Source organism: Chitinophaga varians (assembly GCF_014529945.1).
Classification (GTDB): domain Bacteria; phylum Bacteroidota; class Bacteroidia; order Chitinophagales; family Chitinophagaceae; genus Chitinophaga; species Chitinophaga varians.
In genome coordinates this window covers 18,453-32,615 of record NZ_JACVFB010000007.1, presented here as the reverse complement: position 1 = coordinate 32,615, position 14,163 = coordinate 18,453, and the positions used below count along the sequence as shown (strand labels likewise).

Annotated in this window: 9 protein-coding genes; 3 read left to right on the top strand and 6 right to left on the bottom strand. The window is 46.9% G+C overall.

Going from position 1 to position 14,163, the window contains the following annotated elements; translation table 11 throughout:
* Window positions 1-19: 19 nt before the first annotated feature.
* Window positions 20-1,240: an amidohydrolase gene (locus tag ICL55_RS28940; protein ID WP_246496689.1), complete on the bottom strand. Its 1,221-nt coding sequence runs from the start codon at window positions 1,238-1,240 to the stop codon at window positions 20-22.
* A gap of 196 nt (window positions 1,241-1,436) precedes the next feature.
* Between ICL55_RS28940 and ICL55_RS28935 the strand changes: the two genes are divergently transcribed.
* The 3 genes from ICL55_RS28935 to ICL55_RS28925 all read left to right on the top strand — a co-directional run bounded on the left by ICL55_RS28935 (window position 1,437) and on the right by ICL55_RS28925 (window position 4,446).
* Complete coding sequence (locus ICL55_RS28935) at window positions 1,437-2,771, top strand: amidohydrolase (RefSeq protein ID WP_188104243.1); 1,335 nt, start codon at window positions 1,437-1,439, stop codon at window positions 2,769-2,771.
* 186 nt (window positions 2,772-2,957) lie between these two features.
* Window positions 2,958-3,161, top strand: a complete 204-nt coding sequence (locus ICL55_RS28930; RefSeq protein ID WP_168737423.1) for a hypothetical protein — start codon at window positions 2,958-2,960, stop codon at window positions 3,159-3,161.
* A 541-nt stretch (window positions 3,162-3,702) separates the two neighbouring features.
* Complete coding sequence (locus tag ICL55_RS28925) at window positions 3,703-4,446, top strand: DUF4397 domain-containing protein (protein WP_168737422.1); 744 nt, start codon at window positions 3,703-3,705, stop codon at window positions 4,444-4,446.
* A 473-nt stretch (window positions 4,447-4,919) separates the two neighbouring features.
* On the opposite strand, the gene ICL55_RS28920 is transcribed toward ICL55_RS28925, so the two are convergent.
* From ICL55_RS28920 to ICL55_RS28900, 5 genes are all read right to left on the bottom strand, one after another.
* Window positions 4,920-5,603, bottom strand: coding sequence for an outer membrane beta-barrel protein (locus tag ICL55_RS28920; RefSeq protein ID WP_168737421.1), 684 nt, complete (start codon window positions 5,601-5,603; stop codon window positions 4,920-4,922).
* Between the two features lie 9 nt (window positions 5,604-5,612).
* Window positions 5,613-6,875, bottom strand: a complete 1,263-nt coding sequence (locus tag ICL55_RS28915; protein ID WP_168737420.1) for a TolC family protein — start codon at window positions 6,873-6,875, stop codon at window positions 5,613-5,615.
* A gap of 4 nt (window positions 6,876-6,879) precedes the next feature.
* Window positions 6,880-9,981 (bottom strand): efflux RND transporter permease subunit, encoded by a 3,102-nt coding sequence (locus ICL55_RS28910; protein WP_168737419.1) that lies wholly within the window; start codon window positions 9,979-9,981, stop codon window positions 6,880-6,882.
* A 25-nt stretch (window positions 9,982-10,006) separates the two neighbouring features.
* The gene (locus ICL55_RS28905) at window positions 10,007-11,113 is read right to left on the bottom strand and encodes an efflux RND transporter periplasmic adaptor subunit (protein ID WP_168737418.1); all 1,107 of its coding nucleotides are present in this window, start codon (window positions 11,111-11,113) and stop codon (window positions 10,007-10,009) included.
* Between the two features lie 448 nt (window positions 11,114-11,561).
* Complete coding sequence (locus ICL55_RS28900; RefSeq protein ID WP_168737417.1) at window positions 11,562-14,105, bottom strand: TonB-dependent receptor plug domain-containing protein; 2,544 nt, start codon at window positions 14,103-14,105, stop codon at window positions 11,562-11,564.
* Between the last annotated feature and the right edge of the window lie 58 nt (window positions 14,106-14,163).

Here is a 14,163-nt window from a genome sequence, read left to right as displayed (position 1 = left end):
GGCAGATGAGCCGGCATGATCAGAATACAATGTTTCCTTTATGGACGAGTGATTTCACCGGTGAAACCCTTGCCACCGCTTCGGCGGAGCAGGACGCTTCCAGGAATACCAGGTTGGCATCGTGGCCTGCTTTAGGCCATTGCTGGTTGCCTTTATCGTCCAACGGAAGTACGTACCGGGTGGCAAAGGCCAGTGCTCTCGACAGCGCCCATTCAGAGCTATAGCCATACAGGCCTGCAATGAGTTTGGCTTTCTGCAGCATGTGGCCTGGACCGAAAGTATTCCAGTGGTCCTGGATATTATCATTGCCCACCAGCACTTCCACGCCGTGTTTCCTCAGCAGGGGAATGGGCATCACGGTATCGCCAAAGGGCACGGAAGACACAATGCCCACACCGGCTTCGGCCAGGCGTGCCGCGATGCGCTCTGTTTCCAGGGCGGAGAGATGGCCCAGGGCAAAAGCATGGCTCACGAAGGTTTTACCACGAAGCCCGGGGTTTTCATTGGCCTTGTTGATCAGGTATTCGATGGTTTTTACACCGGTTTCACCTACTTCGTGCAGGTGAATATCAATCCCTTTGTTGTGATCGATCGCCAGCTGCGTGATCAGGTCCATCGGTTTTTCGATGCTGCCGTCGATAGCGTACGGGTCTACGCCGCCAATGAAATCAATATTCATTTTAACCACTTCTTTCAGCAGCGGGGCGGTATTGGTATAAAACACGCCGTGCTGAGGGAAAGCCACCAACTCGGCACCCGCCGTTTTTGCTTTGTGTTGGAGCGCTGTTTCCAGGTGCCGTAAGGAGTCGAAGCCGGACGTGGGATCGATATTAAAATGAGAACGGATATAGTGGGTACCGTTTGACTGTAGAAAATCGATCATCTTCTCCGTCCGCTCCACGGATGTTTTCAGCCATTCCGGAATCATCTTTTGCTCATAGGCAATCTGGTCCTTCACGGTTTTTCTTTTCGCTGAAACTGCCTGCCACGGCAAACCATAAAGCATCTTGTCCAAGTGGGCGTGCATGTCCTTAAAGGCAGGCAGCATCAGCCATCCTTTGGCGTCAATGGCATCTTTACCGGGATCGTTGGGAGTGATAGCTTTCACCTTCCCATCTGCTACCTCCACACAGAAAAGCGCGGTCTTTGTCTTTACGACCTCTTCTCCATCATACCCGAAACCCGTTTCCAGCAATACATTCTTAAATGTATAGTGGCTGTCGTTTGCTATTTTATCCATTAGTTCCATTTTTTATGCGGTGATTACCACAGCAAAGTAAGGGGTAAATATCTCCACGGCTTTGTGTTATCTATCCGGATGCTTGAAAGATTTATAATTCGCAACGACTTAGTGATAAATCTTTCAAGGCATGTCATGAATCCTACACAGAAGAGGAGAAACGGAAGCCTATTTTTGTAAAAAAATGATGGGGACTATGAAGAAAAAGGAAATATCCCGCAAGGAATTTATCAAAATGTCCGGATTAGGACTGGCAGGAGCGGCCTTTGCTTCCGGCTTATTGGGCGCTGCGGAAGCGTTTGCCGGTGAGGCAGCTAACAAGGACGGGAAAAGCTATTTGTTGAAGAACGTGCGACTGGAAACAGGATTTGCGTATGAAGAAGGGGAGGTCGTTCACACCAACACCGAATTGTTCTGCGTTGCCATCAAAGACGGAAAAATCAACCGTATCTCTGCTAATCAACCGAACGCTGCCAACGCTATTGATGCGAAAGGCTGGCTGATGTTGCCTGCTTTTAAGGATATGCATATCCACCTCGATAAAACCTTCTACGGTGGCCCATGGCAGGCCACCAGAAGAGGACCGGGCGGGGTGAAGGGCATGATCGCCCTGGAGCAGAAAATCCTCCCGGAGATGCTGAAATCGTCTACTCATCGCGCAGAAAAACTGATAGCACTACTGCAATCCAAAGGGACCAACTTCGCCAGAAGCCATGTCAATATTGAACCAACATCAAAACTGCAATCGCTCAATAACCTTTTCAAAGCCCTGGAGAACAAAAAGAGCTCCTTCGGAGCCGAACTGGTGGCGTTCCCGCAGCATGGTGTTTACTATACCGATTCCGTTCCCTGGCTGAAAGAAGCCGCCAAAATGGACATCGATTTCATCGGTGGTGTGGACCCTTACTCCATCGACGGCGCCATCGAAAAAACCATCGACTTCACCGTGCAACTGGCGCTGGACAATAAAAAAGGAATTGATATTCACCTGCATGAATCAGGGGAGTCCGGATTAAAAACCGTGGAATATCTCATTAAGAAGGTAAACGAAAATCCGGCGCTGCAACATAAAACATTCATCAGCCATTGCTTTGTGCTGGCGCGCATCGATAAGGTGAAGCAGGAGGAGATAGCAGCGCAGTTGGCGGCAGCAGGCATCGGTATTGTGTCTACCATCCCGTTCGGCGGTCTGATCATGCCTATTCCCACGCTGTACAAGCACAACGTAAACGTGATGACCGGCAACGACAGTATCATCGATCACTGGAGCACGTTCGGGTCCGGAAGCGTATTGGAGAAAGCCAATACCATGGCCCAGTTATACGGCTACGCCACCGAGTTTCATTTGTCGAGAAGCCTGAAACTGGCTACGGGGAATGTACTCCCGCTGGACGACAAAGGCGTACAGCAATGGCCTAAAGCCGGCGATGCAGCTGATGTGGTGCTGATAGATGCCAGCTGTTCTGCGGAAGCGGTATCAAGAATATCACCGGTAAGATCATTGATCAACAAAGGACAGATCGTATACTAAAAAGGGGACAGAGGGAGCCTTAAAAATAAATGAACATCCCGAGAATGGTTTAAATGACTACCTGACTCCATCAGGTGCCCGCATAAAACGAGGCCGTATCACACTTTTGATACGGCCTCTATGTTTTTCAATTGTACGTATCGGTTATTCTACCGGTTAATATTTAATAACGCAAAAATTAAAATGATGAAGTACAGATTATTTTTTTCAGCGATGCTGGCAGTGGTTGTTGCCGTGATTTCTACTACAGGTGCAATGGCACAGCAGCCATCAAAAGAACAACGCAAACAGATGGCAGATACCAGTAAAAAAACTGGATCCCGTCCCGCAGCACCGGTATTAAAACCAGCAAAGGTAGATACTGCGAAGAAGACAGGCAAAAAACATTGATTCTATCAATATTGTATTTACCAGGCAGAATAGGAAACGTTATTGCAAGCAGACAGCGGTGTACCGGCGTGTTCATTTGAATGTTGTAGAAACAGGAGCGTAATAAAACAGGAACATTTGCTGTTCCGGAAAACCGGAAGGTTGCGGCCGCTGTTTGTAGTTCCTGGAATGGGGAGAGCAATAACTTTACCAGGGTCCGTAGCGGTATATTATTGATGTTGGGCTATTACCTGTCATACCAACGAAGTTGCTGATGTCGCAAATGGTGAAATATTAGTAGAATGTTTACTACGGAAGCGCTTCAGTTATTGGTGCATTAATCAACGGAGGCGGCTCTTCAGCGGCCAGCCTCCTTGTTTAGATAGGCTATTGATGACATTTATAGGCAGCTATTAAATATTTTCTTTCAAAAAAATTAAAAATAACATTGGTTGCCATAGGAAGAATGCGCAATCTGTTGTTTTCTATCAGGAAGAAGAACAGCCTTCCGGTGAACGAAACGTAGTCTGTACAGTAGTATTTATTCAAAAAAAATTAGTATATGAAACAAGTAAGAATGCCCCTGAAAGGTATTGCCTTTACCCTGTTAGCCGCCACTTTGGTGACCTCCTGCAAAAAGAAAGACGATCCGGCTCCGCCACCGCCACCAGCCAGGAATGCAACTATGCAATTCGTGCATGCTTCTCCAAAGACCGGTGAATTGACCGCAGATATCAATGGCAAAAAGCACCAGGATAAACTGAAGTTCCTTGGACAGTCAAACGGGTACATTCCTGTGCCGGCTGACAAAGAAGCGGTATTGAAATTCTTACTGGACGGAAGTAAGTTAATAGTGGATGGGAAATATGCGTTGACAGACAAAGTGAGTTATTCGTTGTTCGTGTATGACACGCTGTTGAACAACAAAGTAAAGGCATTGTTGTTAACGGATGACCGCAGCAGCCCGGCAAAAGGGAAGTCCAACGTACGTTTCCTGCACCTGTCACCTGATGCTACCGCTGTTGATATTGATGTTTTTAAGAATAAAGACAGTCTGCGGTTGGTAAGTAATGCTACTTATGTTGGGGATAAGCCCGATATTAAATCACTATCTGTATTCAAATCTGTTGCTGCGGGTGATTATCATGTGAAAGTCAAAACCAAGGTTGGTGGAAAAGAAACGACGATACTCGATATTCCTATTGTTAAACTGGAGGATGGAAAAGTGGCAACATTGTACCTGAGTGGTCTGGCAAAGGGGACGGGAACCACCAAAGTTGCACTCCAGGTATCACAACATAAATAAATTTTTTGGGATGTAGAGAACGGAAAAGGCCACCTCTGAATACAGAGAGTGGCCTTTATGTGTGATAACCTATATGGTTATACGTTAAAAGAGCTCTTCCTTAAGAAGTTGATGTACAAATTGGACAGCAAAGTGCATGGGCGGCTACGCATGTGTGCCTGGAAGCAATGGAAGACAATCAAAGGGCAGTGCCGGCATCTCATAAAACTAGGCGACCTAAAGGTGACGGATAGCAGTGGAGTAACGCCAGTTCGGGATATAGCTGCATGTCACGCAGTCCGATATTGTGTAGCATACTCGCCAGCAAGTACTTTAGGAAGAAAGGTTACTTAGGATTCTATCATCACTAAGATATGAAAACAGAACATCGGAAGAAATTATTCTAACAAACCGCCGTATACCAGGCCGGTACGTACGGTGGTGTGAAAGGACAGTGAGGGAAATAATCCCTCACTGTCTACTCGATTTCCTGTTTATTTTCTCCGCCATTGGTAACCCAGGAAAAGGTTGAACTGCTGGTTGTATATTTTCCATTGATGCTGTATGCGTGGGTCTTCTATAACCGGTATAAATCCACGGGAATAGCCAGCGCCTATATTCCAGCCATTGTTGCATTCATAGCGCAGCTGTACCACGATGCCAGCATCAAATTTGTAGCGGAATCCTCCCGGAGCAGTAGCGGTGCCGAAAATGTTTCTTTCTGTTGTTATTTGTCCATCGGCGCCTTTTCGTTCTATACTGCTGTGCAGCAAGCTGCTAACGTAAGGGCCGGCAGATAACCGGAACCGGTGAAAGTAAGCAGTAGTTGAGATGGGGGCTATCATCAGATAAGTGCTCTTAAAACGGCTGTTGTATACCTGTTGGCTGTTGCTGTCCAGGAGATGCAACATCACCGGACTTTGCCCAACTGATAATTCGGATTGGATGCCAAAATACTTGCTTAGCCTGGAGTGCACCGTAATTCCTGCAAACATACCGGGCAGAGGTTTTACGTAGCTGCCGGACGACAATAAATGAAGGTCCCCACCATATAGTGAGCTGGAAGATACCCCTGCTTTTATGCCAAATGATACTTCCCGGTATCCGCTACTGTCTTGCTGGGCGCAAACAGGCGGAAGTAATGCAAGGAAAGCTATCATTATCAGAATATGTTTCATATCATTCGTTTATAAGTTAATATCCCAGATGCCGGCTGTTCTTTCCATTTCCACCAGCGCCGCGGCATATCCATTTAGTGCCTCGTAATAGCTCTGTTTCAGGCTGTTGTAGGTGCGCTGGGCATTCAGTACTTCCAGCAGATTGATCTCGCCGGACCGATAGCTGTATATCTTACCGTCGAGTGCTTTCTGCGCATCTTCCAGTATGCCGGTATGAAACTGGCTTACTTGTTTGCGGGCAGCGAGGTAATTATAATAGCTGGTGGCCACTTCGGTTTGTACCTGTAATGCCGCCTGCTGGTAACGGGCAGCTGCCTGGGCTGCGCTGTATTGGGCCGATAACAGCTCCGCCTTCGACCTGCCGGAAAACTTCAATGGTATGCTAATACCTGCGGAAATAACATTCGTGGAAGGGGCTGGTGCTATGGTGTTGGTAGCACCGGAGTTTTGCGCCATTCCCAGGCTTAGTCCAAGGTCCGGCATCCTGTTGGCCTGTGCCAGCTTCACCAGGTTGTTGGCCACTTCTTTATCTTTCACGGCAGCGAGGACATCGGCCCGGTTGCTGACAGCGGTGTTGATAAGGTCTTTTAAACTAAATTCCCTGTCAAATCCGGATTTGAACGTAGCAGGGTAGTAAAGCGTATCTGATGATTTTCCCATCAGCATCCCCAATTGTAATAAGGCGGCCTTAAAGCTGGCTTCATGCTTATACACTGTATTCAACATGTTGGCGGCTTCCAGTTTACTCTGGCGCGCATCTACTGCTTTTATTTCTCCCAGCTGAAATCGGATGCTATCTGCCCGGGCAAACAGCGACATGTTTTGATAAGATTCCGTGGTTACTTTGAGCAGGTTTTCCTGTAGTGTGGTTTGCAGGTAGGCCAGCGTGGCATCTGCCCTGAGCTGGCGATAGTAGTTTTCCAGCAACAGGTTTGTCAGTTCCAGCTGGCTTATTGCTACGCTGCTTCTGGCTTGTCGTTTATTGCCCAATTCCAGCAGCCAGTTGACAGAGGTACTAAATCCATACCCCATTTTCATTCTTTTCTGCCCGTTATCCACCCAGCCAAATGACAGCGTCGGGTCTGGGAAAACCTTTGCCGCAGCAACCCTTGCGGCAGCCAGGTTGACGTTGAACCGCTCTGTTACATACGCCAGGTTGTTATTTGTTATTTCCGCCAGGAAGCGGGTATAAGTCAACGAGTCAGTTACTTGTGCATTTCCCCGTACTGCCAGGAAAAGCAATAGCAGGATATTACCATATCTGATAGCCATCTGTTTATTTTTTTTCATCCTTTTGCTGATAGTCTGTAGCACCCCATTTGCTTTCAGACAGATAATACAATGCCGGCAAAACAAATAGCGTAATGACGGTAGCAGCCAGCAGGCCGTATACTACTACGGTAGCCAGTGGGCGCTGAACATCTGAGCCAATGCCGGTAGCCAATGAGGCTGGCAATAAGCCAAGAATGGCAACGGTGGCGGTCATCAATATGGGCCTGAACCTGTTGGCCGCACCGGCAATTACGGCTTCCAGTAAGGTAGCTCCCTGTATGCGCAGCTCATTGAAATTGGAGATCATGATCACTCCATTTTGAATAGCTACGCCAAACAATGCAATAAAGCCAACCGCAGAAGATACATTGAGGGTCATACCTCTTATATTGAGCGCCAACATGCCGCCAAAGAGTGCCAGCGGAACAATGCTGAGGATCAGCCCCGCCTGCCGGAATCGTCCGAATGCGCCGTATAACAGAAGGAACATAAACAGCAGCGTTACAGGCACCACCACCGCCAGTTTTGCGTAGGCGCGCTTTTGATTCTCGAATTGCCCTCCCCATACAATCCGGTATTTTCCGTGATCATAAGAGATGTCTTTTTCTATACTGTGCCTGGCCTGTTCCATAAAAGAAGACAGGTCCACGTTCCGGAGATTTAGTTTTACAGTCAGGTGCCTTTTGTTCATTTCCCTGGTAATGATGCCTTCCCCGGTAGTGGTGCTGATAGCAGCTACCTGCGACAAAGGAATCCTGGCCCCAGTGGGAGATGCCAGCATCAGATTGGCAATTTTTTCCGGCGTATTTCGGCTGTCTTCTTTATACCGGCAGGTGATATCATATACTTTATTGCCGGTAAAAAGCTGGGACACCGGTTTACCACCAATGGCTACTTCTACCAGCTCCGACACAGTGCTCACGTTCAGCCCGTATTGCGCCAAAGCCGCTCTGTCGATTTTAATTTGCAGTTGTGGCAGAGGGGGCTCCTGGTCGATAGAGAGATCTACCGCGCCTTTTATCTTTTTTAGGGACTGTAGCACCTGCTGCGCTATCCGCCGGGTTTCTGCAAAATCGTCGCCATATACTTTTACAACCAGCTCGCTATGGGCGCCTGATATCCGGTCCATCACGTTATCGATCATCGGCTGACTGAAGCCAACATTATAACCTGGCATTGCGGCATAGTCGGCCGCCAGTTCTTCAATAAGATCGGCTTTGGTTTTTCCTTTGGGCCACTCTTTATAAGGCCGGAGCCCTACAGAACATTCAAAATGGGAGGCCGACCAGGGGTCTGTTCCATCGTCATTTCTGCCGGCATGCACCATCATATAGGTGATCTCTTTGTGTTTCAGGGTTACCATACGTAAAGAGTCACTCATTTCTTTCGACTTCTGGAGTGATATGCCCGTGGGGAGTTGTATCTGTAGCCATATAGAGCCTTCATCTAAAGAGGGGAGAAAGTCTTTGCCTACGGTCGCGGAAAGTATAGCAGCGCTTATCAGCACTATGCCTAATGGCCACAAAACCCTTTTAGGCTTTTGCATGATCTTTCTGGTACGGGCCAGGTAGGCTACGGATAATTTTTCCAGCCATTTGTTGTGGTATAATTTGCGCGGCTTTCTGTATACGCTGTAAGCGAGACCTGGAATTAGCAACATTGCTACTATCAAGGCACCTGCCAGAGCGTAGCTCACCGTAAACGCCATTGGTGTAAACAGCTTACGTTCTACTCTTTCAAAAGCAAATAAAGGCAGGTAGGCGGTAATGATAATAATGGTAGCAAATAATACCGGCTTGCCAACAAGCGCCGCCCGTTGCGCTATGGAACGCTCGTCCAGCGGTGCCAGTTCATTTTCTTCCCGTTTTTTCAGGATCGTTTCCATCATCACAATGGCGCCATCCACGATAATTCCAAAATCAATGGCGCCCAGGGAAAGCAGGTTGGCCGGAATGTTGGTAAAATACATCAATATAAAGGCAATCAGCAATGCTAATGGTATTGTAATAGCAACGATCAATGCCCCCCGCCAACTGCCAAGAAATACGATGAGCACTATAATGACCAGCATCATGCCCTCTATCAAGGTGTGTGAAACCGTATTCAGCGTGGTGTTCACCAGGTCTGTACGATCCATATATGGCCGGATCCGTACTCCCTCAGGCAGCAGGTGGTTGTTGAGATCATCAATGGCATTGTGTACTCCCTGCAATACCAGCGTAGGGTTTTGCCCTTTTAGTAATTGTACTACGCCTTCGATGCTTTCATTGTAATCTACCTCCCGGTCTGTAAAGCCCAGGATGCTTTTCCGCTCCAGGTTGCCATATCTGAGTTCACCTACGTCTTTTAGCAGAATAGGAACGCCTTTGTTGGTTTTAATAACCAGGTCGCCAAGTGCTTCCAGTGTTTTCACCAATCCGATTCCGCGGATCACATAGCCCAGGTCGCCCTGGTTGAGTATACTTCCGCCGGCGTTGGCGTTATTGTTAGTGATGGCGGCCTGGACATCGCCGAGCGACAATTGATATTGTTCCAACCGTGCGGGGTCTAGTTCTACCTGGTATTGGGTGGTAATGCCTCCAAAATTGGTGACGTTGGTTACACCGGCTTCCTGTTTTAAACGGGGTATAATTACCCAATTTTGCAGGTCGGTCAATTCCCTCAGGTCATGGCCTTTACTTTCTATCACATACCGGTAGATTTCCCCGATAGGGGAAGTCAACGGGTCCAATCCCGGTTTGGCTCCATAGGGAAGTGTTAATGCGTTCAGTCTTTCATTGATACGTTGCCGGGCCCAGTAGTCTTCGTAACCATCCTGAAAAACAACGGTAACGATAGATAAGCCGAAGGTGCTTTTACTGCGCATGACGCTCATGCCGGGAAGCCCATTCAGTACCCGCTCTACCGGGACGGTAATCTGCTGTTCCATTTCCTCCGCTGCCAGTCCGGGCACCTGCGTAATAATCTGGGCGCTTACATCCGCAATATCCGGGTATGCTTCGATAGACAATTGTTTCCACGAATAATAGCCAAATAGTGCCAGCATTATAAAAAAGCCTATCAGTAACCATCTTTTCCGGATGGTTATATAAATCAGGTTCATCATGTTGTTTTCAATTAATAAATAATGGCTACCTGGCGTCCAATAGATAATAGGCGCCATCGCTAATGACGGTATCGTTTTCTGAAAGCCCCGACTTTACTACCACCTTGTTGCCGAGGACACCGTTTGTTTCTACCTGTTGGCGTACGTACCTGCCAGCAGCGACCTGCCGGAAAACGAAGGAGGTATTGCTTTGCTGCAGCAGTGATTTGGGGGAAATCAGGATGGTAGGTTGCGGCGTGTTTTCAAAATTAACATTCACATACATACCCGGTTTAAGTGCATGGTCGTCATTTTTGCACTCCATTAATACTTCCACGCTGCGGGAGCTTTCCTCGATCAATTCGTTGATATGAAAGATTGTTCCCCGTATAATTTTACCTGGCAGCGCGGCAATGGTGATCTGTGAATGGCTCAGCTGACGGATAGCGCCCATATCTTTTTCTTTGACATGGCCAGCTACCCATACCTTTGATAGTTCCGCTACTGAGGCCACACTGGCGCCGTCATTTTTTATCAATTGGCCTACTACTACTTTATTCTCTACTATTTCACCTGTAATAGGGGCGTAGATGATCAGGGGCTGTCCCAGGACCAGTTCATCGGGATTGGCCTTGTATAACCGGATACTCAACCGGGCGCTTTCAAATTCTTTTTTTTCTACATCATAATTCATTTGCGCCTCTTCCAGCTCCCGTTGAACGCCTACGCCATTGGCCACTAAATTACGCTGTCGTGCCAGTCTTTTCTCTGCCAGCAGCAGTTGTTCTTTCGCCTGAAAGAATGCTTTCTGCGCTGTAATAAAATCCTGCGAACTCATGGAAAAAAGGGGAGTAGCAGGCGTTACTTTCATGCCAAGTTTCAGGTAAGCTGAAAGGACCCTGCCCGAAAAAGTCGGCGCTACTTCTGCAAACTTATTGGGGATCACCTTTACCACGCCTGCTACAGACATCTGTTGACGTAACAGCTGTCTGCTGATGGTGTCAATATGGATTTTTTTTGCCAGTGCAGATTGTGAATTAATGATTACAGTGTCGCCGTGCAGCTCACAGCTGTTGACAGTTGTACGAGAAGGCTTTTGTGTACATGATGTCATGAGTAATGTACCATAAAAAAATGCCTGTATTTGTTTCATTGTGCCATTGTTAAGCGTTATAAGTTCATATATGCGGATTTTATTTATCCAGCCATAGTTGTAAATTAATGGTAGCATCTACTTTGCTGTTGCCTAAAAAAGCATATACATACTGCTTTTGAATGTTTATTATTATATTCATTTCCATTATTTTTTGTTTACTGATAGAAGAGTGGTGCTGCTGTTGTTTTAATTAGGTCTACGTTTAATAAAACCGGAAGTAGAACGACCTTCCTATTCTTTTGGGGAGAATGCAGGATCTTTAACATTTTATTTCGTAGCTATTCAGAAAAGGCTTATATAAATAAAAATAGGAGGCGCTATAAAGCGCCTCCGGGTTAATTATAGGTATGATGTGAGCTACAATCTGCGATTGGGGTTGACTTTAACCATATCTGTTATGAAAACAACAAAAAAATGAAACTTCCTACAGAAAAGAATAAAAAAACTAGAATCTGAGGGTATAGGATAAATAAAAAGTAAGATCAAATAAGCGGTTTCCTGATGATGTAGTATTATAGCTATTGTCTTCCAGGTTCCAAACATCCCGAATGTACTTGTTACGGGCCTGGTAGGCATTATAAAGGCCGGCAGATAACTTGTGCGTAAGCTGCTGACCGGTATGAAATGAGAAGCTGGTGTTAAAGTTCAGTCGATGGTAGGCCGGCAGTCGTCTGGACTTGTACCCGGTTCTGTCAAAGACAAAGGGATTTTTCTCGTCGGGTTCTTTATTGCCAGGATCCACAGGAGCGGGAGTATCAAAGTCATCATTGACTCCCGGAGGAAGGAACTCTGCATCGCCGGAACTGAAATACCATACGAGGCCGAGGTTCCAGTTTTTAAGCGGGCTATAGTTGATGGTGGCATTTAAATTATGCCGCCTGTCATAACAGAAAGGATATTTTTTCCCTTCGTTAATGTCTGGAAATTGTCTTTCGCTCCGGGTAAGCGCATACGAAAACTGAAACTGCCATTTATTGATTTGTTTCCTGGCCAGTACTTCCAGTCCGTAACTCCAGCCTTTCCCCGCGAGGATATCGGTTTCCCAGGTATCTTCATTATAGAAGATATTTCCCTTTTCTGCGAAGTTGGTGTTGTTGCTCATCTGCTTGTAGTAAGCATCTACAGAGAGGAACAACCCTTTTTTGTCATTGAAATTATATCCCAGGTTTACCATATGGCTTTCCACAGGGCGCAACAGTCCGGTACTAGGCACCCAAAACTCGCTGTTGATGCCTAAAAACGGTGTAGTTACCTGGTGAAGGTATTGTATCATGCGGGCATACGAAAAAGTAAACTGCTGGTCATGATTGATCCGCCATGCGGCAAATAGCCGGGGCTGAAGGGAACGATGGGTGTAGCTATGGAATTTGTAGGTGGCGTAGTTCAGGCCCGGTCGGATTAATATATTCGTTCCGATGCGCAATTCATTTTCAGCATAAAGGGCGAACTCGCCAAAGCGAAGCGGTTGCATGGGCCGATAATAACCCTCTTCTTCCAGAAATTCGGGAGAAATGGTGGTATTAAAAGGCCGGATCGTGATATGGGCATACCTGGCGCCAAACCGGAACCGGGAATTGGGTAATGCGTTGTATTCAAATTGGGTTTTTGCTTCCAGTTTGTCAATGGATGCATAATTGTTAAACGCCTTACTATCTTCAGCCTGCTGGGTAGAATCGTTGAACAGCGCGAATTTAATACCGGCAAGATTGGTATAGTTACTGACATTTACAGTGGTACTTACAAATGAGCGGACGCCGAGCAAATGGATCCAGTTGAGCGTTCCCAGCCGGTTTCCCCAAGCCTGCAGACGTTGATAATCCGAATTATGGATATTCAGGTGGTCTTTGCCGAGGTAGCCGGTAAGCATCAGCTTATTATTGGCATTGAGGAGATGGGTTAACTTAAAATGGATATCATAAAACCGCAGTTGGTACTTGTCATCCAGGATATTCAACAGTGGATTGGACCAACTATGGCGCATGGAGAACATCATGGCGGTTGATTGTTTGCGTAATGGACCTTCTACGGACATGGCGCCGGCGAGCAGTCCCGCATTGGCTTCCCCCGTCCATTTGTCCATGTTTCCATCCCGGGTATTAACTTCCGTGATAGAAGAAATGGCGCCATCGAAACGACTGGGGAAGTCATTTTTATATTGCCTGATTGATTTAACCAGCGTACTGTTGATGATTGAAATTTCACCCAGCAGGTGACTGGGATTGTACACCTGGTTGCCATCCAGCAGGAAAATACTCTGGTCCGGATCACCACCTCTAACCACCAGTTTTCCGGTAGTCTCCTGTGTTTCCACATTGCCCGGCAACAAGTATAAAGATCTCACGGGGTCTGTTTCTCCCATGAAATTGTTGTAGGCATCAGTTTGGTATTTATCCATCCGGGAGCCGCCATCGGGTTGAAGTGTATTGCCCGCGTCAATTTTTACCTCTGGTAGTTTAACTGGTGAGATGATGAGGTTTTTTTGAGTAGATGTCTCAAGCAAGATGGTGATTGTTTTAGGAGGGAGGCTGCTGTGTTTTACCTCCAGGTAGTGTTTGCCCCGAGACAACATCATGTTGTAATAGCCAAACCTGTTGGCCTGGCAGATCTGACCGGACGCCAGGTCTTGTATTGTGGCATAGGCCAATGGTTCCATACTGCCTTCTTCCATCGTGAATCCGTAGAGCGGATACTGCTCAGGTGTTTTTTTTGCAGGCAGAAGGATGATCTTGTTGTTTATTTCTTCTATTGTTACTTGCTGCCCGTTCAGTAATTTATGGAGTACGGTACCCAGCATGACATTTCCGTCAGCAATAGAATAGGTACTGTCTGTAGTGAGGTAGTTGGTGGAATATTCGATGATCGTGCCGCTATAGCTGCTTATTTTGGATAGTAAGAAAGGAATGCTGCCGGTGGCAGCATGGCATGTGAATATTTTCCTGGTAAGGGATTGTTGGGCATAGGAGTGTAATGCACTACAAAGCAGTACCACGGATATGAGAAAGCCTAAAGCTTGGCAACGATTGACACAGCAATGCCATAACGGCCGA

Bases quoted from the DNA above. Each gene is read 5' to 3' on its own strand.
- ICL55_RS28940 (WP_246496689.1), bottom strand. From the start codon at position 1,240: ATGGATAAAATAGCAAACGACAGCCACTATACATTTAAGAATGTATTG.
- ICL55_RS28935 (WP_188104243.1), top strand. From the start codon at position 1,437: ATGAAGAAAAAGGAAATATCCCGCAAGGAATTTATCAAAATGTCCGGA.
- ICL55_RS28930 (WP_168737423.1), top strand. From the start codon at position 2,958: ATGAAGTACAGATTATTTTTTTCAGCGATGCTGGCAGTGGTTGTTGCC.
- ICL55_RS28925 (WP_168737422.1), top strand. From the start codon at position 3,703: ATGAAACAAGTAAGAATGCCCCTGAAAGGTATTGCCTTTACCCTGTTA.
- ICL55_RS28920 (WP_168737421.1), bottom strand. From the start codon at position 5,603: ATGAAACATATTCTGATAATGATAGCTTTCCTTGCATTACTTCCGCCT.
- ICL55_RS28915 (WP_168737420.1), bottom strand. From the start codon at position 6,875: ATGGCTATCAGATATGGTAATATCCTGCTATTGCTTTTCCTGGCAGTA.
- ICL55_RS28910 (WP_168737419.1), bottom strand. From the start codon at position 9,981: ATGATGAACCTGATTTATATAACCATCCGGAAAAGATGGTTACTGATA.
- ICL55_RS28905 (WP_168737418.1), bottom strand. From the start codon at position 11,113: ATGAAACAAATACAGGCATTTTTTTATGGTACATTACTCATGACATCA.